Raw genomic sequence first — 22,396 nt, 5'->3', positions numbered from 1 at the left:
CACCTCTTTCCCAAGATAAATCATGTTGTTTTTTAATAATAAAGCCTTAGAGTAAGGTCGCCTGCCAAGTCTGGTCCCGCTCTTCCAAGAGCAGCACTCGTCCTTGGGGGACATCAATGTTCCAAAAAACAGCCTCTCGGTCAACCAAATGCTGGTAAATTAAGCGAAGGACTCCCAAATGAGCTACTAGAGCCATTGATTCCTCAGCACTATCTAGCAGGCGGTCTGTTGCTGTCCAGACTCTGGTCTGAAAAGCTGAGAAAACTTCTGCCTCAGGAGGCGTGACCTCAAAGGGTGCTTCCAGCCAAGCCTGCCAGACTTCTGGAAAAGCCGCTTCAATCTCATCAGCTGTCAAGCCTTCCCATTGCCCAAAGCCCCGCTCGTCAAAGTCGGCTATGGGCTGGACTTTCCTTTCTGGAAAAGCCAGCTGGGCTGTTTCCTGTGTCCGCTTGAGACAGCTGGTGTAAATCACATCAACTGGGTGCTCCTGCATCAGAAGCGCCAGCTGCCTAGCATCCTCTTGGCCCTGTCCGTTGATAGAGACATCATGGCTGCCATAGAAACAGCGCCTGCGGTTGTAGTCTGTCTGACCGTGCCGCATTAGATACCATCTTTTCATCCTAGCACCACCAATCCTAAGAGATAGAGGAGCTGGGCAATTTCGACATAGGCTCCTAGCGTATCGCCTGTGTGGCCGTCAATTTTATTATAAACGAACCGGCGATAGCCGATTGCTCCCAGAAATACCAAGCCGTAAGCCAAGAGACCTCTCCAGCTGAAAAACAACAGAGACAGGAGCACAGGCAAAAACTGGGCAAGCAGAATATGACTAGTCTTGCTGCCACTGAAGAAATTCCCTGATCCACCGCCTTCTCTGGCATAGGTCATCCGATAGAGCTGTAGGCTCAGACCGGCCTTGCCAATCATGGACAGACTAGCCACGATAAACCAGCGAGGCTCTGGCAGATAAGGGTAGAGAACCAGCATCAGAGCATAGTAGAGAATGAGTGCCAGAACGCCATTGCTGCCAATGCGACTGTCCTTCATAATTTCCAGCATCCGCTCCTTCTTACGAGAGGAGAAGAGACCGTCTGCCGTATCCGCTAAAGCGTCTAAGTGAAAACCGCCCGTCAGCAGAACATCGAAAGCAAGGGTCAGAACCCAAGCAACCATTCCAGGCAGAACTAGACTCATCAGGAAATAAAATCCTCCTGAAATCAAACCCAGCAAGAGACCAAAGAGGGTTAGAAAAGGAAGTCCCCGTCGCAGATAGGAAATATCCACTGCCTTTGGAATCACAATCCGGCTAAAAAATTGAGTATAGATAATCAATGCCTTTATCATTTCAACTGCTGAGCGAGGCCGCAGATGACTAGATAAGCCTCACTCGCCTCCTTTGCAATCAGTTGGTTGATCTTTCCCTGCACATCACGGAAAAAGCGTCCTAGTCTGGTCTCTGGGATAATGCCCAGGCCAACCTCGTCCGTTACAATCCAGCACTCAGAATCTATCTGACGGATTATAGATAGAAGCTCTTGCCATTCTTCTTCCAAGAGCTGCAGTAGGAAAGACTGCTCCTGCCGACTGAGAAAGTGCTCCTCTGTCAGCTCCAGCTTGTCTGGAAAATGCTGAGCAATCAAATCAAAGAGGCGATTGCTGGTCAGAAGCGTGGCACAATCCAGCAGATAAACTGGATGCGACTGCTCTCGCAGCCAGTCGGCCAGCCCTGCATACTGCTCTTGAGTCGTCCAGGAAGTCGGCCGGCGTTCTTGGTGCAGCCGAATCCGCTCCTGCCATTCTGGATCTTCTCCTCGGGGTAGGCCGGTCGCAATATAGCAAACTCGCTCTCGATCCGCCAACTGCTCCTCCGCAAATGCCGACTTACCGCTTCTGGCACCGCCTGTCACTAACACAATCTTAGCCATTTGCTTCTTCTTTCATTGCTTGAAATGCCCGCTCAAAGGCTGCCAAAGTCTGGTCTAGATCCTCTCTAGTATGGGCACTGGACATAAAGTTGGTTTCATACTGAGATGGCGCCAGATAAATGCCCTCTTCCAGCAAGAGTCCATGCAGTCGTGCAAACTGAGCATGGTCAGCCGCCTTAGAATCCTCAAAATTGCGGACTGGCTTCTGACTGAAGAAGAAGCCAAACATGGTACCTTTTGATACGACTTGCAGATCAATACTGTACTTGTCTGCTAGATTTCGCAAGCCATCACAGAGGTAGCTTGTTTTCTCTTCAATCTCAGCAAAGAGTTCAGGTGTTAGCTGTTTCAGGGTTTCATAACCGGCCGTCATGGCAACTGGATTGCCTGATAGGGTACCAGCCTGGTAGATGCTGCCTAGAGGCGCTACCTGATCCATATAGAGGGCCTTACCGCCAAAGGCTGCGACTGGGAAGCCGCCACCAATAACCTTGCCCAAGCAGACCAGATCTGGCTCTGTCTGATAGAGGCCAACTGCCCCCTGATAATGAGCTCGGAAACCACTCATGACCTCGTCCACGATAAAGAGAGAGCCGTATTCCTGAGTGAGGGAGCGAATAGTACTGATAAAGTCCGCATCCGCTGGAATCAAACCCATATTGCCAGCAACTGCTTCTAAAATGACACAGGCGATGTCATCTCCATGCTTTTCAAAGCAAGTCTTGAGAGCATCTGTGTCATTGTAAGGCAAGGCCAGAGTTTCCCCAGCTACCTGAGCAATGACTCCGGCAGAATCAGCAATCCCAAAGCTGGCCAAGCCTGAACCAGCCTGAACCAAAAAGGAATCGCTGTGGCCGTGATAGCAGCCGATAAATTTGACAATTTTAGAACGCTTGGTCACTCCACGCGCTACCCGAATGGCGCTCATGGTCGCTTCCGTTCCCGAATTGACCATCCGCATTCTTTCCATGAAAGGCAGACGCTCCTGCACCAGCTGGCCGAGGGCAATCTCTCTGGGGCTCGGAGCACCAAAACTGGTCCCCTCCCAAATAGCTTCCTCAACTGCTGGCAACACATCCTTAGGAGCATGTCCCAAAATCATAGGCCCCCAAGACAGGACGTAGTCAATATAGCGGTTGCCATCGACATCATGCAGATAGGCTCCGCTGGCTTTTTCAATAAAAAGCGGATGGCCGCCCACAGCCTTAAAAGCCCTGACAGGACTGTTGACCCCGCCTGGAAAGAGCTTTTGAGCCTCTGTGAAATATTGGTTGGAATGTTCTCTCTTCAAGTTCGTCCTCCTTATCTAGAAAACTGCTGATTTTCCGCAGTCTCTATCCTTCTTTCAGATAGCCAGCCGCATCCTTGGCAAAATAAGTGATAATCAAGTCTGCACCAGCCCGCTTCATACTGGTCAAAGTTTCCATGACAATGGCTTTTTCATTGATCCACCCCTGCTGAGCTGCTGCCTTGACCATGGCGTATTCTCCACTGACATTATAGGTCACCAGAGGCAGCCGGGTTTCCTGGCGCAGCTCTCTGAGGATATCCAGAAAGGCCAGAGCCGGCTTAACCATGAGAAAGTCTGCTCCTTGCTCCTCATCGCTCTTGGCTTCTCTCAAAGCCTCCAAGCGATTGGCTGGATTCATCTGATAGGTCTTGCGATCGCCAAAGGCCGGAGCACTCTCACCTGCATCTCGGAAAGGTCCATAAAAGCTAGAGGCAAACTTAATCGCATAGGACATGATCGGAATGTCTTCAAAGCCCGCCACATCAAGTCCCTGACGGATAGCCGCCACAAAACCGTCCATGGCATTGGAAGGCGCAATGACATCTGCTCCAGCCCTGGCTTGGCTGACAGCGACTTCTGTCAGTCTAGTCAGAGACAGATCATTGTCCACTTCCTCCCCTCGCAAAATACCGCAATGTCCGTGACTGGTAAACTCACAGAGACAGGTGTCTGCAATGACGACCGTCTCAGGAAAATGCTTCTTGATTAGACGGATAGCTTCTTGGACAATGCCATTTTCAGCTGAAGCCTGACTGCCTATTTCGTCCTTTCCTGACGGAATGCCAAAGACGATAAAAGCTCGAATGCCCAAGTCCACACATTCCTGAACTTCTGGCAGCAAATCCTCGAGGGAGAACTGATAAACTCCCGGCATGGAGGCAACTTCTTTCTTTTCAGTCAAGCCTTCCTTGACAAACAAGGGTTGGATAAAATCATCCACAGACAGTTTGGTTTCTCGAACCAGCTGCCGCAAACCGCTGCTTCTTCTCAGTCTGCGATGTCTATAAAATTCCATGCTTCTTCTCTTCTTTCTTGATTATTTCCTTGACCATTTCCTCAACAGAAGGACTCTGGGGCTGGTAGTCTACCCCATAGCCGGACTCCTTAACCGCCTGAGCCGTGGTCTGGCCAATCACTGCAATCTGATGGCTGGACGCTAGATGGGGCTTAATAGCACAAAAACTCTGCCAAGCCGACGGACTGGCAAAGGTCCAAATCACATCCTCCTGGGACAGATAGGTCTCGAGCTGGTCCTGACCAGCAGGATTTGAGGTCGTTTCGTACATAGGCCAAGCCCAGACCTCATGGCCTGCTTCTTTTAATTTCTCAGCCAGACTGGGATTGGACAAGCTGCTCTGGGGCAACAAGATCTTCTGCGTCGGCAGAGCCAAATCCAGCCACTCCTGAATAAAATCAAGACCATAGTGGCTGCTGGCCTGAAAATCACAGGCTCGGCCTAGCTTATCCAGCGCCTGACTGGTCTGCGGCCCAATGGTCGCAATCTGGTAGTCCGCTTTCAGATAGGGACTGAAAGCCTCTACTGCGACAGCACTGGTAAAAAAGGCCCAGTCAGCTTCTGGCAGTGCTGCTTGGACATCTTCTGGCAAGGGCAGGGACTGACAACGAATGAGAGGAACATGATGCGTCTCAAACCCAGCTCGTCTGATTTCTTCTAGCCAGGCAGAGTTCGGCGCCTGCTCTCTGGTAAAGATTATTTTTTTAACCATGGCATTCCTACTGCTCCCTTATCGGCTAACTGGCGCACAGCCTGCTCTGCCAATTCCTGACCATCCTGCCCTTGAAGGCTGACAAACACACATTGGCCGTCCTCCTTGGCCAGCATGGCCTCTAGCTGATAGTCCTGACCGTTTTTCTGGGCAAAAGCAGCGATAGGGAAGGTGCAGTCTGCATTCATCTGAGCCAAAACTGCCCGTTCAACTGCCACTTCAGCTGCTGTCTTCTCATCCTGAACAGCCGCTAACAGACTCCGCAACTCCTCATCCTCTTCCCGGCATTCCACTGCCAAAGCTCCCTGAGAAATAGCCGGCAGACAAAGACTGGTCTCTAAAGGCTGAATGTGAAGACGGCTTTGGTCCAGCCAGCCCAAGCGTTTAAGTCCGGCCATAGCCAAGACAATCGCGTCGTACTCGCCTTCTTCCAGCTTCTTGATGCGTGTATCAATGTTGCCTCGAAGTGGTTTAAAAGCCAAATCCGGTCTCTGAGCCTGCAGCTGAACCTGTCGGCGAATGCTGCTGGTTCCTATAAGAGCGCCCTTAGGCAGGTCCGCCAGCGTCTGGCCAGCTTGACGGAAAATCAAGCAGTCCCGAACATCTTCTCGCCGACTAATCGCACCGAGCGCACAGCCCTCAGCTAGCTTAGCCGGCATGTCCTTGAGACTGTGAACGGCCATATCAATCTCACCAGCCAAGAGAGCCCGCTCAATTTCCTTGACAAAGACTCCCTTGCCGCCAATTTCCTGGAGGCTGACGTGGGTCAGGCGATCTCCTTTTGTGGTATAGGGAACGAGGACAAAGTCCCGCTCTGGATGGAGCTCCTTGAGTTGGTCCACTAACTGTTGGGTCTGGGTTATGGCCAGCTTACTCTTGCGGGTTCCTACCTTAATGACCTTCATCTTTTCCCCTTTCTCTGTGCAAGCCAAATATCTTGGCAATCAAGGCAATGTCATAGTCTGAATGCTCTCCTACTGACAGCTCTTTGAGCTGCAAGATTGGCTCCTTCAAGACTTGGTTGATGATACTCTTCATGTGCTTGGAGATCTGCTTCTGCTCCCGCTCGGTCAAATCTGGAATCTTGCGATTAAGACTTTCCATGGCCGAAGCTTGAGCTTCCAAAGCCTTATCCCTGATTTCCTGAATCAGAGGAATAATGCCCAATTGCTGACGCCAGTCAGCAAACTTGACCAGCTCCTCATCAATCTCCAAAGCAATCCGACCGGCAATCTCCTGCCGCTCTGCCTTATATTGCTCGAGTTGATTGGTTAGATTTTCGATATTATAGAGCTTCAGAGACGAGCTAGGATGGCAGGAACGCGGCAGACAGAGGTCAAATACAATCGCACCCTCCTTAAGCATAGAGGGAAAGATAATGTATTCTTCCGTTTTAACCGCTGAAAAGACCACATCCGCATCCGCCAGCACTGCCTCCAACTCATCCCAGCCATGGGCAGATACCCTGTCCTCTGTCAGAAATGCTTGGGCCTTGCTGACCGTCCGGTTGAGCAGCATGACGGATTCGAATGGACGATGCAGAGCATACTTGGTCACCAGCTGACCAATCTCTCCCAAACCGATAACAGCTATCTTTTTAGTGCTGTAATCCAGCCCCATTCGGTCCAATTCTTGGATAGCCGTCAGGCCGATAGAAATAGGCCGGTCATTGATTCGATAAGTATCATGCATGCGCTTGGCAAAGGTCAGCGCCTGCTTGAAAGCCTGATTGAGGACAATTCCAGTCGTACCAGCATCTTGCGCTGTCAAGAAAGCCTGCTTGAGCTGGCCCAAGACCTGACTTTCACCGACAATTTTGGATTCTAGGCCGATAGAAACCCGCAGCAGATGCCGCAAGGCCTCATCCCCCTCACGAAAGACTAAATACTCTTCCAGCTCCTTGACAGGAATTTGAAACCAGTCCGCCAAAAAATGCTTGGAATAGTAGCGGCCAGTGTGCAGCTGGTCCACCACCAGATAGAGCTCGGTCCGATTGCAGGTGGACAGGATGATATTTTCCAAGATACTTTTTTCTCTTTTCAGGAGCTTTAGAGCTTTGAGCCCCTCCTGATCTGAGAAATGCGCTTTTTCCAAAATTGGCAGCGGCGTTTCCCGATGGGTCAAACCCACATATAATAGGTGCATGCTTCTTTCCTTCTTTTAAAGTTGGTCTAAAATTGCTTCTATCTTCTTACGAATCTCCTTGGAACGGCTGGGCGAGAGACCATTGGTCGAGATCATGACAGATACGTCCTTCTTTCTCGCAATGGCTACATTGTAGAAGTCAGAAAAGGTCTTGTCGCCCGTATTGTTTACCAGCTGGCTAGGTGCCGCATCCTCCATAATCTGACGGTTGACCTCCGCCTGATCTGTACAGGCAAAGACCAGCTTCGCGCCTTCCAAATCGCCTGTCTGGTAGGGTCTAGCTAGCCATTGGATCTCCGCCTGCGGAATGTCAGCATGCAGAGTCGGACTGACCACTGTCACAGCAGCCTGCTCAGCCAGCAGGGTCTTAATCTTCCGCGCAGCGACCTTGCCGCCTCCCACTACCACGACTTTCTTCTCTCTGATATTAATCATGACTGGATACATGCTAGCTTCTCCTATTTCTTTTCCCGAAAGATTTTCGCGCTGCGTTTGTAGATTGTATCTGGCTCCTCTAGACGGTCATTGACCAATCGAGCCAGCACAAAAAAGTAATCTGACAGGCGGTTGATGTAGATCAAGCCTATCTCATTGACCGCTTCATCTGCCTCTATAACAGCCACCATGCGCCGCTCCAGGCGTCTGGTCATGGTGCGGGCCACATGCAAAAGACTCGCAATCCGATGGCCGCCCGGAATGATAAAGCGGTCGATTTTCGGAGGAATATGCATATACTCGTCCATCCGCTCCTCCAGCCAGCTGACATTGGCTGGCTCTTGCTTGTAGGGACGCAATTCCCTCGGTGTAGCCAAGTCGCTGCCGCAGTCAAAGAGATGCTGCTGGATTTCCTCGCATTCTAGACGTAGGTCATCCAAGATGGGATAGTCACGCATCTCAGATACGACATAGCCTAGATGAGAGCATAGCTCATCCATCGTTCCATAAGCTTCGACCCGAATATGGGTCTTGGATACTCGGTCCCCACCGTAGAGCCGTGTAAAGCCCTTGTCACCGTATTTCGTATAAATTCTCATTTTTCTTCTCTGTTGATGATTTGATAGATCTGCTCCATGTCCAAAGACTGGCGCAGGACGTCTGCTAACTTATCATACTCTCTGTCTTTAAAGTCTTTGATACTGATAAGCTGGTCCTCTAGCGGCTCTAAGCCCTTAGCCAGCCGAAGTTCATTCAGGTACTGACGAGTCCATTCTAGATTGTCAAAGACCCCATGAAGGTAGGTTCCTTGCACCTGACCGCCATAAGCCACTGCTCCATCCAGACGCTCGGTCGCCTCACCATTTTGCTCCTTGATGATGGAAAATGGCTCCAGACTATCCGCTAGCTGGGTTTCGCCCATGTGAATCTCGTAGCCTTCTAAGTCTTGCCCCTCATGCAGAGCTCTGACCTGAGTCGTCCTCTTGACCGGCTGAAGCACCGTCTCGGTCTCTAAAATACCCAGCCCGCTAATCTCTTCTAAGTCAGACTCTAGGTGCAGCGGGTCGCTAATCTTCTGTCCCAGCAGCTGATAGCCGCCGCAGATGCCAAAGATTCGCACGCCCTGCTCCAGACACTCGAGAATCTCGGCTTCAAGACCAGACTCGCGTAGGTAGTTCATGTCTTCGATGGTATTTTTGCTGCCCGGCAGAATCAAGAGATCCGGCCGACCGATTGCATCACCAGGCTGGACATAGCGGACAGAAACATCCGGCTGGATTTCTAGACTATGAAAATCCGTAAAGTTAGACAGGCGCCTGAGGCTGACAACTGCGATATCCAGACTCTTTCTGCTATCAAAGCGCCGGCTTTTCTGTACCAGGGCCACACTGTCTTCACTGTCAATATCCAGTTGGGCATAAGGCACGACTCCGATAACCGGCACCTGAGTCAGCTCTTCAATCATATCAATGCCAGACTGTAGCAAGGCCACATCGCCTCGGAATTTATTGATAATAACACCCTTGATTCGCTTGCGGTCCTCAGGCGGCATGAGCTCAATCGTTCCGTAGATAGAGGCAAAGACGCCTCCCTTATCAATATCCGCCACTAAAATCACTGGCGCATCAACCAGCTTGGCCATGCCCATATTGACAATGTCTCGGTCATTGAGATTGATTTCAGCTGGACTGCCTGCTCCCTCAATAATGATCATATCATTCTCAGCGCCCAGCTCCTCATAGACCTCCTTAATCTTAGGCAGGAGCTGCTGCTTGTATTCATGGTATTCGACAGCATCCATATCCCGCAGTACCCGACCTAAAAAGACGACCTGGGACTTGCGGTCAGAGGTCGGTTTGAGCAGGACTGGATTCATGCGGACATCCGGCTCTTTGCCAGCTGCCTCAGCCTGAACGACCTGAGCCCGGCCCATTTCATCCCCTTTTTTGGTGATAAAGGAATTAAGCGCCATATTCTGCGACTTAAAAGGCACCACTTCTAGGCCATCCTGCTTAAAAATCCGGCAGAGCCCTGCCGCAATAATGCTCTTCCCAGCATCTGAGGCAGTTCCCTGTACCATCAATGATTTGACCATTTTACATTTCCTCCTAGCTGCTCAAAGAAAGCAGCTTCATTTTCTGCCAGTGGCGTCTGGATAGTCTGATGAAGCTTGACAATCCAAGGCACAGCCAAGCCTGCCTCTACTAGCAGATTTCCCTGCTGGAAGAAATCAAACTTGCTGCCCTCCGCAATCAAATGCCCCTTCTGCAGCAGGTAGGCATAGTCACAGCAGTCATACATCAGATCCATGTCATGGCTGGATACGATGATGTTGGTCCCAGCCTGGACCAGCTTTTTCATGGTCGCTGCCATCTGGTCCCGCCCTTTGGGATCCAATCCTGCCGTAGGCTCATCAAGCAGCAGATACTTGGGCTGCAGGGCCAGCATGCCAGCAATAGCCACCCGCTTTTTCTGGCCATAGCTCAGATACTGCAGCGGTCTGTCCTGCAGATGAGAAATGTCCATCATCTCTAAAGCCGTCGCCACTCTGCTGGTTATCTCGTCTTCTTCATAGCCTAAGTTTTCCAAGGCCATGCCAATATCGTCCTTCACAATGGTATAAAAGAGCTGCTGCTCTGGATTCTGAAAGACCATATTGACATGCTGCCGATACTGGAACAAGGCCTTCTTAGAGTCGCCTACAGGCTGACCATCATATAAAACACTGCCCTTCTGCGGTTGGAGCAGTCGGGTGATGATTTTCATGATGGTAGACTTACCTGAACCGTTGACTCCCAGAATGCCAGTAATCCGGCCCTCTTCGAAGTCCATAGAAATGTCGTGCAGCGTTGGATTTTCGTCATACGAAAAAGAAATATTCTTTACTTGTAACATCTATGTTTCCTATCTACTTTCCATTATAGTATAAAAGCAGTCTTATTGTAAATGCGCTTTCATTATTCACTGTGCTCTGCATCAAATCTTAGCGTCAGTACTTCATTTAAATGCTGATTATCATCTAGCAATTTAACAAAAAGAGTATTGGCTAATCTGCCCCAAGCTTGGTGTTGCTTCCTTTTATTGTAAAAGGAGAATTTCAAGTCCAAGGTATCCCGAATGGTCACAAACTCATAGAAGACCAGGAAAATAAAGCGATACATGAGGACAATCAAGTCTAGCAGTACCCGTGGCACATGCATGGCTTTAAAAAGCCGCAGCATCTGAGCAAAAGGCACCGTCAGGACAAAGAAATAAGTCGAAACCAAAGATGAATAGATGCGCAAGAGGATAAAAATGGTCTGCTGGACAGAGGATTGGCTGATGCCCAGATAGCCCTGACCTAAAGGCAAGGCCAGCAAGAGCTGCTCCTGACTGTTCTGATAGGTCAAGACAAAGGTCAAGAGACTAATCAGGATAAAGATACTGGCATGCAGATACCACTTCAGATAGCGCAGCCACGGAAGCCGAGCCACATAGCAAGTCAGAGGCGCCACCAAGACGATAAGTCCTAGCTGCAGACTCCTGACACCAGAAAAGCTGGCAGCTAACAAGAGCAGATAGATGACAAATTTATAAGCAACCGGCAGATTTTTCAGCCGATTTTGATAGGCGTATTTATCAATCGCAAACAAGTGGAGGTCTCCTTTCTAGCTTTGTTTTTACCATGCCCCCAGTACAGAGCAGCTCCGGTCCCAAACAAGCTGAATCGCTATCAAGAACCAGAGCTCTCTCATACTGTTGAAGGCTTTTATTTATGTTCAGAGTTTTCCTTTTGTTGGCCTTGCTTTTTCCCTTTGTGGTAGCCAATGACATAGAAGATGATACCCGCTCCGATACTGCCTTGCAGGGTGAAGAGCAGACTTTCTACTTCCGGACCTGCTGGCTCAAAAATTGGTGAAAACCAAGGCTCATAGTCCTTTTGGATAGAGCTAATGGTTTTTTCAGCAGCGTCATCTGTTCCACTGTATTCCACACCCTTAGGTGCAAAGATAAAGGCAGCTAGAGTGACTGCTACTGCAGCCAAGATCAAGATGAGATTCTTATATTTTTTCATTTGAACAGACCTGCTCTTTCTTTGATATTTTCTGAGATCAAGTTATAAAGGACAACTGTCAGCAATCCTTCTACTATAGCAATCGGGATTTGAGTGGTCAAGAAGACACCCATGAACTTCAGTGCAGAACCAACAAAGCCACTGTTAGCATCTGGGAAGACCAAACCGAGCTGGATAGAAGTTGTCGCATAAGTCGCCAAGTCCGCAATCACAGCACAGATAAAGATAGATACCGGCGTAGAAAGCTTGATGGATTTAGCAAACTTGTAGACGAAATAACCAACAAATGGACCAACCACTGCCATTGAGAATGCATTAGCACCTAGAGTAGTCAAGCCGCCGTGAGCTAAGAGAAGGGCTTGGAAGAGCAAGCAAATGGTTCCCAAAACGCTGATAACGGATGGGCCAAACATAGCTGTCCCCAGACCAACCCCAGTCGGATGCGAACTAGATCCTGTAACAGATGGAATCTTCAAAGAAGACAGGATAAAGATAAAGGCACCGGACAAGGCCAACATAGTCTTGGAATTTGGATCCTCTGCAACGATTTTCTTGATGCGCATCAAGCCTACTACAAAGAAAGGCAGGAATACAGCGAACCAGAAGATACACCAAAAGAGTGGGAGATAGCCTTCCATGATATGCATAGCTGACACAGACTGGGTACTCAGTACCGCCAAAATAGCCAGCAAGGCAACAAAAGTTACTTTTTTATTTTTTAATAGTTTCATGTTTTTTCCTTTTCTAAGAGCCTGAGCTCACAAGAATGAATCTTCATCCTTGAACATAGACTCTGATTTTAAAAAATCTTCTTTTTCACGAGGAAGGTAGTAAAATAAGGCAACTTGGTCTCTTGTGTGATTCCTTCGAGACCCAGCAGAGTCTGCTGCTTATCCGTCGAAGAATTGCTAACCATGAAAGTCTGCTGCAAGAGACCGAGCTTTTCGAGCAGGGGCAGGACGGTATCTAGGTGATTGGCCACCTTCATGATCACAATCGAGTCATGCAACTCAAGCGCCGCCTCGATCTTCTCAGCAGAAGCCGTAGCCGGCATGACCGCCAGCGACTCCTCATCCATGGTCAGGGGCTGACCTAGCTCAGAAGCCATGCTGCAGAAAGAGGTGATACCAGGGATGGTCTGACAGTCGATTTCCTTTTCCAGCAGGGCCAGCAGATAGCTATAAGTGCTGTAGACCATGGGGTCACCCAGTGTGATAAAACCGACATTCTTGCCTGACTTGACATCCTCTGCGATTTCAGCAGAGATAGCCTGCCACTGGACTTCTTTGGTCGAATTGGAACGGACCATAGGGAAATGCCGCTGCTTGATTTCCAGATGCTCTTTCAGGTAGGGCTCCGCAATGCCTAATGCAAAGCTCTTGCTCCCCTTCTTAGCCTCTGGTGTATAGAGAATATCTAAGTCTTCCAAAATCCGACTGGCCTTGATAGTTACTAGCTCGCTATCACCTGGGCCCACACCAATTCCGTAAAATTTTGCCATTCCTTCCTCCTATTCGATGATTTCTTCTAAATGCTGGATGTAGAGCTTCTGAACCTCAGGGTATTCGCCCAGGCCGACCAGATGGGCCTTGACCTCATACCCCTGCTCCTTGAAGAAGTGATACCAAGAACCTTCCTCATCTGAGCTCATATCATTGGTCGCATGGTCGCCCGCTACCAGCATGAAAGGTGCCAGATGCACTTCTCGGACGCCCTCTTTCTTCAGTTCCTGCTCAATAAGCTCAACTGGAGGATAGCTCTCTACACAGCCGACATAGACTGAGCTTCCCTTCAGCATATGATCCAAGGCCGCATAAGCTGTAAAAGCATAATGCTGACTGCCATGGCCCATCAGAACTGTTGCTGCATCCTGACCCTCATGGCCATACTGTTCCAGCAGAATATCCTTGACAGCCTCATAGTCTTCCTGACTATTGAGCAGAGGCTTGGCAACGACTAGCTTTTTAAAAGCTGATTCAAACTCTTTGGCTTGAGTGAGAATCTTCTCATACTCGCTGCCCAAAATGACATGGAGAGGCTGGATATAGACCTCTTCAGTGCCCGCTTCCAGGAGCTGCTCTAAAACTTCTTTGACCGTAGGGATATCCAGCCCTTCCTGCTTCTTAATCCGCCGTCTAACGACATTGGAGGTAAAAGCTCGGTGGACCGGATAGTCTGGAAAATGTTCCTGAATGGCCTGCTCGCAAGCCTCGATTGTTTTGCGTCTGGTCTCGGGATAGGTCGTTCCGAAACTGACTACTACTATAGCTTTACTCATGACCTGTATCCTTTCAGAGAATTTCCCGACATTTGTCAATGATGGAAGCAATAGTCGCTTCATCTGTCTCAACAATCTTGCTAAAGCCTGCTTCTTCTAAAACAGCCCGCGTGCTGGCACCCATGACAACGATTGGGGCATCCTTCCAGTCAAATCCAGCTTCCTGACTAGCTGCCACAAAATTCATGGCCGCAGCAGAGTTCGGAAGACAGACTACTTCAATCTCTGACCAATTGTCACTGCTAATCTGACTGTCAAAGGCCAGTCTGTGGCTAGCAATAATCGGCAGCGAATAGAGTTCTGCCAGACTGGCTTTCTTATGTTCAGCAGTCAGAATATACCAGTTGCCGCCTTCTTTTTCAAGAGCAGCCGCGAAATCCGCATCCGACTGCTGAGGCGTCATCCGATCCAGCACAATACCGCTCGCTTCGATAGACTTAGCCGTATGATGACCGATAGCTGCAAAGCGGATGTGCGGCAGACTGCGCAAGTCTTTGCCTGCCTTGCGGAGAGCTTTCAAGAAGAGCGGCCAGCTCTGCATATCTGAAAAGAGGAGACCGTCTACCTGCTCCAAGTCCGGCAGCGGCAATTCTAACTCTTCAACCAAATCTCGAGCAGGGAAAGTGGTCAGTGCAGCTCCAGCATCCTTGAGCAAGCGAGGAAGTCTGCCAGTCTCTGACTGTTGGATAAGGATTTTACGACCGAAAAGTGGCAGATTCTCATGGAAATTCAGCTGCTGTCTATAGGCCACGACATCACCTACCACGATGACACTCGGTGCCTTAAAGTCCTCTGCTTCTGCTAGTTCGACTATATTGCCCAAGGTTCCGTCCACCGAGCGCTGCTGAGGATGGGTTCCCCATTCAACGATGGCGGCTGGCTTGTCCTTGCCATAGCCTCTAGCCGTCAGCTCTTGGACGATGGAAGGCAGATTTTTCATACCCATGAGGAAGACCAAGGTTCCTTTGAGCTCAGAAATTGCTTGCCAATTGAGCATTTCTGTCTCATCCTTAAGATGGGCTGTAAAGACATGGAAGCTAGTCGCTACATCCCGATAAGTCATAGGAATCCCTGCATAGGTCAGACCAGCCACAGCAGAGGTGATACCTGGCACCACTTCAAAGTCCACGCCAGCTTCCACCAGCTTGACTCCTTCTTCTCCGCCTCGGCCAAAGATATAGGGATCACCGCTCTTGAGGCGGACTACCCGCTTACCCTGACGGGCTTTTTCGATGAGAATCTTTTCAATCTCTTCCTGTCGGATGCAGGGCTGGCCTGGCTTTTTGCCGACATCTATCTTTTCGCAGTCAGACTTTAGATGCTGAAAGAGTTCTTGATTGACCAAGCGGTCAAAGACCAAGACATCTGCTTCTTGAAGCCGTCTCTTTCCTTTGAGGGTCAACAACTCTGCATCGCCTGGACCTGCTCCCAGTAATGTTACTAAACCGGACATTTTTTCTCCTTTTATTAGCTATTTTGTCAGATAGGCCTCTAACTCTTCTAAGTTAGAAACCATCTGCGGATAGGCCACAATTGGCCGAGAGATGATAATGCAGTCCATCCCCAGCTCTTGGCAACCATCAATCTTTTCACGAATACCACCGACGGTACCGCTCTCCTTGGAAACAAAGACATCTGCTCCAGAGCGCAGCAAGAGCTCTTTATTACACTCTTTGGAAAATGGAGCCTTAATCGCATCGATCTGATCCGCTACCAGTCCTAGCTGCTCACAAGCCAGAAGCACTTCCGAAGTCGGCAGAACGCGAACGACAATCCGCTGCTCTGGCAGCCCCTTGACAAAGAGCGGCAAGGTCTTGCTGCCTGTTCCCAGATAGACTGTCTTGTAGCCGCGCTTGGCAATCTCTTCAATCGCTTCTTGGGTCGAATGCACCACGATGGCCCCGCTCAAATCCAAGGTCGCCTGACGCTCAAAGCGCAGGTAAGATACACCGGCCATCTCTGCCGCCCGAATGGCTTCCTTGGAAACGATGTCCGCAAAAGGATGGGTCGCATCAATGATTTCATCCACATCATTCTCTTTGATAAAGGCAACCATGTCCTCGGCTGTCAGACGGCCCTGAATGACCGGCTGGCCGTATTTGGAAGCCAAGTGCCGGCCGTAGTCTGTGACAACAGAGCTGGTCACATCGATTTTCAAGCGGTCAAGCACTTCTAAAATAGCGGTGCTGTCGGATGTCCCTCCCAGCAGTAATTTCATCATAAAGTATATCCTCGAGGTGTGATCATGCGTCCGTTTTTAACATAAGTTTCTTTGTTACCAACGATAACAATTGTCGTCATATCTACCAAAGTTTCATCCAAGTCTTTGATAGTCGTCAAGATGATTTCCTCATCCTTACGGCCAATGTCCTTACCGATACCGACAATAGTATCCTCTGACTTATACTCAGACATGATAGAAAGTGCTTTTGCTAGATGGTCTGGACGTCCCTTACTCCGAGGGTTGTAAAGGCAGACTACAAAGTCACCTTGAGCTGCGGCATGCAGACGCTTCTCAATCATTTCCCAAGGCGTCATCAAATCACTCAGACTGATGTGACAGAAGTCGTTCATGAGGGGAGCACCCATAACTGCAGCAGCACCCAGACTAGCTGTAATACCTGGAACCACCTTAACTTCTACATCACTGGCATCTCCCAGCAATTCTAAAATCAAGCCAGCCATTCCATAGACTCCGGCATCTCCACTGGAAACAACTCCGACATTTTTGCCAGTCTCTCTAGCCAAATCAATGGCCTTTTGACAACGGTCGATTTCCTGGCGCATACCATTCGCTACGAGTTCCTTGTCCTTGACCAAATCAAGAATCAATCTCATATAAGTTGAGTAGCCGACGATAATTTCACAATCTGCTATAGCAGCCAATGCTTCTTGTGACATCAATTCTTCTTTACCTGGGCCTAATCCGATAACGTATAACATATATTTTTTCTCCTTTATTGGTATAATAAAATTTTATAATGGCAGTTGGGCAGTAAGACCGTCTGCTCTTTTTGATTTACTTTTTGGTTATTGCTTTTGCAAGCGCATAGGTACAGCCGTTCTTGGCAAAGCGCTCTGTCAGGACTTGACCCTGACTGGCCAGATCTGCGCTGGCCAAGGCGACACTGCCGACTCCGACTGTCTTTTTGACAAATTCTGACTGAGGGTAGCGATCTGCTACGACAGACAGCTCCTCCTTGCTAAAGGTCTCAAAGGGACAACCTAATTCCTCAGCCAAGGCCAGAATGGCTGCTTCGTCCTTCTTGACATCAATGCTGACGATTTTGGAAATCTCGCTGGCAGAAATCCCCTGCTGCTGACAAAATTCCTCAAAGCCTTCTCGGAAGACAGTAGGAGCAACATCCTTTCTAGCACCAACTCCTAAGATATAGGGTTGAGGATAGATGAGAGCTAGATTTTCTCTTTGAATGTCCTTTTTTTCTGCAGTCAGCATAATCAGCGGTTCCGTTCCCTTGAGAACAGCCGCCAACTCTTCCTCATCCACCAGAGTCAGACCGCGAAGGTCCGTAACCCAGTCCTTTTCCTGATAGAAATAGACGGTTCGGCCGCTGCCTAGATAGCTGTTGAAAGGTTTGATGAACTCTCTCAATTCCGGCCGCCAGCCATTGACTGATTGGGCCAGATTGTCTAGAGCTGTTACATTTTGCACATCTGTTGCTGTCGTGATAACAGGATTGGAACCGAGCAATTCTGCGATGTCTCGCGTCACTTGATTGGCTCCGCCTAGATGTCCGCTCAGCAGGCTGATGACATTCGTCGCTTTCTCATCCATGACAACCACAGCGGGGTCAGTCGCCTTGTCTTTCAAGACTGGTGCAATAGCTCGCACAACCGCCCCGATAGCCATGATACAAATGAGAACATCCACTTCCTGAAAGAGCTGACCAAGTGCTTCAACGACTCGTCCTTCGATGGCGATGACCCTGTCATCTGCCAATCGAGGTGTCGTATAGATAGGGATTTCCTTGTCTAGCTTTTCTCGCAGAGTCAGAGCCAAGTCCTTTCCGACCGCTGTCACTGTTGCGATTGCGTAGCGGGCTTGAGAATCACTTGGCATGGCTACTCTTCCCCCGTCTGAACTCATGCTGAAAATCTGCATGGTAGAGCTTGGAATAGTAGAATTCCTGACCTAAAAAGTCACCGACCAAAATCAAAGCTGTCTTTCTAATCTTAGCTTCCTTGACCTTCTCAGCAATGTTTGTCAAATCGCCAAAGACCTTCTTCTCATCCGGCCAAGTCGCCTTGTAAATAACAGCCACAGGCGTTTCTGGAGGATAGCCACCCTCAATCAGCTCGCTGACCACCTTCTCAATCCCTTGAACTGACAAGAAAATGGCCATAGAGGTCCGGTGCTGTGCATAGCTTTTTAGGGATTCCCGATCTGGCACAGGCGTCCGGCCAGCCATCCGAGTGATGATGAGGCTTTGAGAAACCTCCGGTACGGTATACTCTGCCCCGATACTGGAAGCAGCTCCCAGAAAAGAGCTGACGCCCGGCGTACAGTCAAACTCTATGTCGCGCTTCTTCATCTCTTCGATCTGCTCTCGAATGGAGCCATAAATAGAGAAATCTCCCGTCTGCAGGCGAACCACATCTTTACCAGCCTTGACTCCAGCTTCCATGACATCGATGATTTCCATCAAGTGCATACTGGCGCTGTCGTGAATCTCAGCTCCTTCCTTACAGTAGTTCAGCAGGTCTGGATTGACCAAGGAGCCTGCGTAAATGACCACATCAGCCTCAGACAGCTGCTTGTAACCTTTGAGCGTAATCAGCTCGACATCACCTGGGCCTGCTCCAACAAAATGTACTTTGGACATCAATTAGCCTCTCTTTCTTTTTTCTTACAGGAAACGATAATGGTCGGATTCTGAGGTTTGAAGTAGTGCCCCTTGCCTATAGCTGTCCAGCGACTAGCCTGAACCGAGACAATCTCTAAATCCTCCCAGTCCATCTGCTCCGCTATTTGAGCTGCTTCCAGAGCATTCTCCAGCAGGATAAAGTTCAAGACCAGCCGACCGCCCGGCTCCATGAGCTGGGCACACCAGTCGAAAATCTCCTGAATATTGCCCCCGGTCCCTCCGACAAAAATGGCATCAAAGCTGCCATCCAGCTCAATCGGAGCCAGTCCTTGATGGAGGCGGACATTGTGGCAGCCAAAGTGCTGGATATTCTCCTGCGTCAAGGCCACCGCATCTTCATTGCGCTCCACTGCCACCACTTCCAGTTCTGGATAGGTTCGGGCTGCCTGAATCGTGACACTGCCAGTTCCAGAGCCGACATCCAGCATGCGCTTGGCTCGATGCAGCTCCAACTTATCCAAACTGATGGCTCTGACTTCTTCCTTAGTCATAGGGACTTTAGCCCTGATAAATTCCGAATCCCTCATCTAACACCACCACCACATTCATTTCATATTCTCTATCTTCTACCTCACTCGCAGGCAGAATGGTAATACGCTCGTCTTCATAACTCAGCTGCTCACCGATGACCAGCACCTTATCTAAGCCTCTTTTAACAGCCTCTTGAGCAATCTCGTAGGGGCCAACTTTCTGATCGGTCACCATAAAGACTTTTGACAAACTCATAATCAAGTCAAAGTTAGGCACCTTAGCATGACTGCTCGTCAGATAAGCGTCATTCATAGGCAAGGCAATTCTACTGGCCAGATACTGCATAGCGCTGATACCTGGCGAGATAACCACGCGCCCCTTGAACTTCTCTGACAGCCATTTGCCCAAGCCGTAAATCAGGGGATCGCCTGAGGCCAGATATAAAATTTCTTCATCCTCACCAAAGCTCTCCAGCAATTCTGCCAGCGCAGCTAATTTTTTGGGAGGGACCAAACCCTTATCCCGATAAGCAGGTGGTAAAATTTCCAGATGGCGTTCACTGCCCAAAATGCGGTCAGCCTTTTCAAAGTAGGCTTCCTGTCTCAGAAGACCATAGCTAGGATCTCCCGGACCAATTCCGATAACATAAATCATGTCCATTCCTCCTTTATCTGCTCCAAAGGCTGGGTTGAGGCCAAATAGCCTTCCTCAGTCCCAAAGACGACCACTTCAATACTGACTTCTGGCTTACGATAGCGGAGCAGACGCTCACTTCTAGCCTTGATCTTATCCGCCAAGACCTGATAGACACCCTCATAAGAAAATTCTTTAATGGCTGTTCCAGCTGCCTCGGTCGTCAAGCACTTGTCAACCTTTTCCAGCAGCTCCATAGGCGCCCCCATCAGGGCTAGATTAGCCACCAGCGTTTCCATACGGGCATCCGAGTCCTTACTGTGGGTAGAGAAAATCCCAGCCGCCACTTTGACAAACTTGCCCATGTGACCGATCATCAAAACCTTGGTAAAGCCGATTCGCTGGACTTCTTTGAGGACATGGCCTACAAAGTTACTCATATTGACGATGCGCCCAGCTGGAATCCCCACAGTATTAGTAGCAAAGTCTTCACCGTAATTCCCCGGCACCAAGACGACTGAGCGATGTCCTTGATTGTAGAGCATGGTCAGCTCAATCGTGATGGACGCTTTCCAGCTATCCTCGGACATTGGATTGACAATCCCTGTCGTTCCCAAAATTGAAATGCCACCGACAATACCTAGTCTGGAATTGTAGGTCAGCTTGGCCGTTTCTTCTCCTCCGGGAACGGAAATGATGACCCGCGCCCCACAGTTGGAACCGATAATCTCACGGACATGCTGCTCAATCATCCGTCTAGGAGTTGGATTGATGGCTGCCATGCCAACATCGCAGGCCAACCCCTTCTCAGTCACAAGCCCAACGCCCTGACCACCGTCAATCTCGATTTCCTTCTGATCTGGCAGGAGAGTCACGGTCGAATAAATCAAGAGGCCATGCGTCGCATCCGCATCATCACCGCCATCTTTTTCAATGGCCGCTGTCGCTTCTTCTGGTCCAAAGGAAGGATTATGGACATCCATGGTCACTTCCACACCTGAAGCCGTATGCACAGTGACCTTTTCTTCCCTTTCCTGATTTAGAATCATACTCAAGGCTGCAACAGTCGCTGCCGTCGCACAAGTACCAGTTGTAAAACCTTTTCTTAATTTCTTTCCATTGACATAAGCGTATTCATCCATCATCAGCCCTCTCCTTTCTCCGGAGCCTGCTTTTTATCTGAAACACTGTAACGCTCATAGTCCATAGTGTCGAGCTTGAGCTGGTAGAGGATAGCATTGATGACCGCTGCTGCGATGGTACTGCCGCCCTTTTGACCCAGTGCCGCAATAGAAGGCACAGAACTTTCATGCAGTTTGAGCTTGGATTCTGCCGCTCCGACAAAGCCGACTGGAACTCCGACAACTGCATCCGGCTGCAAGCTTCCCTCTTCAACCATATCCAAAACCTTAAAGATGGACGTTGGAGCATTCCCGAAGACAAAAAGTTTTGGACCATCCACTTTAGCTGCATATTCTACAGCGGCCATGGAGCGAGTAATTCCCTTTTCCTTAGCTTCCTGAAAGACTGCTGGCTCATTGACCAGACAGCGATAAGAAACACCTAGATCATCCAGCAATTTCTTATTAAAACCACCCAAGACCATGGTTGTATCCGTAAAAATCGTGCCCTTGTTTCGGAGGACGTAGAGGATTTTCTCAATAACCTGATTGGAAAACTTGATATTGTAGAGGTAGTCAAAGTCTGCACTGGTAAAGACAACCCGTTTGAGCACTGCCTCTTCAAAAGGATCTGAAAAATGAATATCCGGATGCTCTTGGTCAATAATTTCCTGAATCTTGCTGAAACTAGCTTCTTCAATCTTATGTGCTGCTTTTAGATAGGACATCTAGTTCTTTCCTCCTTCTTTACTGGATGGTGTAGAGTAGCGGACATAGTCGTCCGTCACCACTTCTCTCAGCTGATAGATAATGGCATTGATAATGGCTACTACAATCGTGCTGCCGCCTTTTCTGCCGAGATTTACAAGGGCAGGAAGACCTGACTGAAGCAGTTCTTCTTTGGATTCTTCGACATTGATAAAGCCGACTGGAACCCCAATCACTGCATCCGCTTCTACCAGTCCCTGCTCCGCCAGCTCAATCAGATAAGACAGAGCCGTAGGAGCACCACCGAAGGCAAACACTTTAGGTCCTTCAATCTTGGCTGCTATCTCAACAGCCGCCATAGCTCTGGTAATCTGCTTTTCCTTGGCCAGCGCAACTACTTCTTCATCGCTAATCAAACAGCGGTAGCTCACACCCAGCTGGTCAAGCACGCGCTTGTTAATGCCATTGAGAGAGATATTGGAGTCCAGTAGGATGGTACCCTTAGCTCTGATTACCTCTTCAATTTTTTTAAGGACTTCGTGCTCAAAGCGCATGGTATAGAGATAATCAAAATCTCCCGTCGTATGGATTGCCCTCTTGATGATGGATTCTTCCATTTCCGAATGGAAGACATAATCAGGGTCTTTTTCAGTAATCATAGACTGAATGATTTGAAAGCTCTTTTCCTCGATAGAGGAAGGATTTTGGATATATGTCATAGT

General features: G+C 49.2%; 27 protein-coding genes. All 27 read right to left on the bottom strand.

The window, feature by feature from the left end:
- Positions 1-46 precede the first annotated feature (46 nt).
- The gene (locus tag HMPREF9380_RS08635) at positions 47-619 is read right to left on the bottom strand and encodes a histidine phosphatase family protein (protein WP_002932276.1); all 573 of its coding nucleotides are present in this window, start codon (positions 617-619) and stop codon (positions 47-49) included.
- Entirely contained in the window at positions 616-1,344 is a 729-nt protein-coding gene (gene cobS / locus HMPREF9380_RS08640; RefSeq protein ID WP_002932275.1) for an adenosylcobinamide-GDP ribazoletransferase, read from the bottom strand. The genes HMPREF9380_RS08635 and cobS overlap by 4 nt, the downstream gene beginning before the upstream one ends.
- Positions 1,341-1,925 (bottom strand): bifunctional adenosylcobinamide kinase/adenosylcobinamide-phosphate guanylyltransferase, encoded by a 585-nt coding sequence (gene cobU / locus HMPREF9380_RS08645; RefSeq protein WP_002932274.1) that lies wholly within the window; start codon positions 1,923-1,925, stop codon positions 1,341-1,343. The genes cobS and cobU overlap by 4 nt, the downstream gene beginning before the upstream one ends.
- Positions 1,918-3,216 (bottom strand): glutamate-1-semialdehyde 2,1-aminomutase, encoded by a 1,299-nt coding sequence (gene hemL, locus HMPREF9380_RS08650; protein ID WP_002932273.1) that lies wholly within the window; start codon positions 3,214-3,216, stop codon positions 1,918-1,920. The genes cobU and hemL overlap by 8 nt, the downstream gene beginning before the upstream one ends.
- A 43-nt stretch (positions 3,217-3,259) precedes the next feature.
- The gene (hemB, locus tag HMPREF9380_RS08655; protein WP_002932272.1) at positions 3,260-4,231 is read right to left on the bottom strand and encodes a porphobilinogen synthase; all 972 of its coding nucleotides are present in this window, start codon (positions 4,229-4,231) and stop codon (positions 3,260-3,262) included.
- A complete protein-coding gene (locus HMPREF9380_RS08660; RefSeq protein WP_002932267.1) occupies positions 4,218-4,943 on the bottom strand; it encodes a uroporphyrinogen-III synthase in 726 nt (241 codons plus the stop codon). The genes hemB and HMPREF9380_RS08660 overlap by 14 nt, the downstream gene beginning before the upstream one ends.
- On the bottom strand, positions 4,928-5,848 hold the full coding sequence (hemC, locus tag HMPREF9380_RS08665; protein ID WP_002932265.1) for a hydroxymethylbilane synthase: 921 nt from the start codon (positions 5,846-5,848) through the stop codon (positions 4,928-4,930). Before hemC ends, HMPREF9380_RS08660 begins: the two co-directional genes overlap by 16 nt.
- Entirely contained in the window at positions 5,835-7,088 is a 1,254-nt protein-coding gene (gene hemA / locus HMPREF9380_RS08670; RefSeq protein WP_002932264.1) for a glutamyl-tRNA reductase, read from the bottom strand. Before hemA ends, hemC begins: the two co-directional genes overlap by 14 nt.
- A gap of 15 nt (positions 7,089-7,103) precedes the next feature.
- A complete protein-coding gene (locus HMPREF9380_RS08675; protein ID WP_002896443.1) occupies positions 7,104-7,535 on the bottom strand; it encodes a precorrin-2 dehydrogenase/sirohydrochlorin ferrochelatase family protein in 432 nt (143 codons plus the stop codon).
- An 11-nt stretch (positions 7,536-7,546) separates the two neighbouring features.
- Positions 7,547-8,122, bottom strand: a complete 576-nt coding sequence (locus HMPREF9380_RS08680) for a cob(I)yrinic acid a,c-diamide adenosyltransferase (RefSeq protein ID WP_002896444.1) — start codon at positions 8,120-8,122, stop codon at positions 7,547-7,549.
- Complete coding sequence (locus HMPREF9380_RS08685; protein ID WP_002932252.1) at positions 8,119-9,618, bottom strand: cobyric acid synthase; 1,500 nt, start codon at positions 9,616-9,618, stop codon at positions 8,119-8,121. The genes HMPREF9380_RS08680 and HMPREF9380_RS08685 overlap by 4 nt, the downstream gene beginning before the upstream one ends.
- Positions 9,603-10,418: an energy-coupling factor ABC transporter ATP-binding protein gene (locus HMPREF9380_RS08690; RefSeq protein WP_002896446.1), complete on the bottom strand. Its 816-nt coding sequence runs from the start codon at positions 10,416-10,418 to the stop codon at positions 9,603-9,605. Before HMPREF9380_RS08690 ends, HMPREF9380_RS08685 begins: the two co-directional genes overlap by 16 nt.
- Positions 10,419-10,480: 62 nt before the next feature.
- The gene (locus HMPREF9380_RS08695; RefSeq protein WP_002932250.1) at positions 10,481-11,155 is read right to left on the bottom strand and encodes a CbiQ family ECF transporter T component; all 675 of its coding nucleotides are present in this window, start codon (positions 11,153-11,155) and stop codon (positions 10,481-10,483) included.
- A gap of 116 nt (positions 11,156-11,271) precedes the next feature.
- Positions 11,272-11,577, bottom strand: a complete 306-nt coding sequence (locus tag HMPREF9380_RS08700; protein WP_002901129.1) for an energy-coupling factor ABC transporter substrate-binding protein — start codon at positions 11,575-11,577, stop codon at positions 11,272-11,274.
- Positions 11,574-12,308 (bottom strand): energy-coupling factor ABC transporter permease, encoded by a 735-nt coding sequence (locus tag HMPREF9380_RS08705; protein ID WP_002898257.1) that lies wholly within the window; start codon positions 12,306-12,308, stop codon positions 11,574-11,576. Before HMPREF9380_RS08705 ends, HMPREF9380_RS08700 begins: the two co-directional genes overlap by 4 nt.
- A 68-nt stretch (positions 12,309-12,376) precedes the next feature.
- Positions 12,377-13,078 (bottom strand): cobalt-factor II C(20)-methyltransferase, encoded by a 702-nt coding sequence (locus HMPREF9380_RS08710; protein ID WP_002932244.1) that lies wholly within the window; start codon positions 13,076-13,078, stop codon positions 12,377-12,379.
- 9 nt (positions 13,079-13,087) lie between these two features.
- A complete protein-coding gene (locus tag HMPREF9380_RS08715; protein ID WP_002932240.1) occupies positions 13,088-13,855 on the bottom strand; it encodes a sirohydrochlorin cobaltochelatase in 768 nt (255 codons plus the stop codon).
- Between the two features lie 13 nt (positions 13,856-13,868).
- Positions 13,869-15,308 carry a uroporphyrinogen-III C-methyltransferase gene (gene cobA / locus HMPREF9380_RS08720; RefSeq protein WP_002932237.1) on the bottom strand — a complete coding sequence of 480 codons (1,440 nt, stop codon included), beginning with the start codon at positions 15,306-15,308 and terminating at the stop codon, positions 13,869-13,871.
- Positions 15,309-15,326: 18 nt separating this feature from the next.
- Positions 15,327-16,076: a precorrin-6A reductase gene (gene cobK, locus HMPREF9380_RS08725; RefSeq protein ID WP_002932231.1), complete on the bottom strand. Its 750-nt coding sequence runs from the start codon at positions 16,074-16,076 to the stop codon at positions 15,327-15,329.
- Positions 16,073-16,798 (bottom strand): precorrin-3B C(17)-methyltransferase, encoded by a 726-nt coding sequence (cobJ, locus tag HMPREF9380_RS08730; RefSeq protein WP_002917648.1) that lies wholly within the window; start codon positions 16,796-16,798, stop codon positions 16,073-16,075. The genes cobK and cobJ overlap by 4 nt, the downstream gene beginning before the upstream one ends.
- 76 nt (positions 16,799-16,874) lie before the next feature.
- Positions 16,875-17,936, bottom strand: a complete 1,062-nt coding sequence (cbiG, locus tag HMPREF9380_RS08735; RefSeq protein ID WP_032907181.1) for a cobalt-precorrin 5A hydrolase — start codon at positions 17,934-17,936, stop codon at positions 16,875-16,877.
- Positions 17,926-18,699: a cobalt-precorrin-4 methyltransferase gene (locus HMPREF9380_RS08740; RefSeq protein ID WP_002896463.1), complete on the bottom strand. Its 774-nt coding sequence runs from the start codon at positions 18,697-18,699 to the stop codon at positions 17,926-17,928. Before HMPREF9380_RS08740 ends, cbiG begins: the two co-directional genes overlap by 11 nt.
- Entirely contained in the window at positions 18,699-19,268 is a 570-nt protein-coding gene (locus HMPREF9380_RS08745; protein WP_002932229.1) for a decarboxylating cobalt-precorrin-6B (C(15))-methyltransferase, read from the bottom strand. The genes HMPREF9380_RS08740 and HMPREF9380_RS08745 overlap by 1 nt, the downstream gene beginning before the upstream one ends.
- Entirely contained in the window at positions 19,240-19,872 is a 633-nt protein-coding gene (locus HMPREF9380_RS08750) for a cobalt-precorrin-7 (C(5))-methyltransferase (protein ID WP_002932227.1), read from the bottom strand. The genes HMPREF9380_RS08745 and HMPREF9380_RS08750 overlap by 29 nt, the downstream gene beginning before the upstream one ends.
- Positions 19,863-20,990, bottom strand: coding sequence for a cobalt-precorrin-5B (C(1))-methyltransferase CbiD (gene cbiD / locus HMPREF9380_RS08755; protein WP_002932226.1), 1,128 nt, complete (start codon positions 20,988-20,990; stop codon positions 19,863-19,865). The genes HMPREF9380_RS08750 and cbiD overlap by 10 nt, the downstream gene beginning before the upstream one ends.
- The gene (locus tag HMPREF9380_RS08760; protein WP_002932225.1) at positions 20,990-21,694 is read right to left on the bottom strand and encodes a cobalt-precorrin-8 methylmutase; all 705 of its coding nucleotides are present in this window, start codon (positions 21,692-21,694) and stop codon (positions 20,990-20,992) included. Before HMPREF9380_RS08760 ends, cbiD begins: the two co-directional genes overlap by 1 nt.
- Positions 21,695-22,393 carry a cobalt-precorrin-8 methylmutase gene (locus HMPREF9380_RS08765; protein ID WP_002932224.1) on the bottom strand — a complete coding sequence of 233 codons (699 nt, stop codon included), beginning with the start codon at positions 22,391-22,393 and terminating at the stop codon, positions 21,695-21,697.
- Positions 22,394-22,396: the final 3 nt, after the last annotated feature.

It is taken from the genome of Streptococcus sanguinis SK49 (genome assembly GCF_000212815.1).
Taxonomy (GTDB): Bacteria; Bacillota; Bacilli; order Lactobacillales; family Streptococcaceae; genus Streptococcus; species Streptococcus sanguinis_C.
This window is presented reverse-complemented; position numbering and strand designations above follow the sequence as displayed.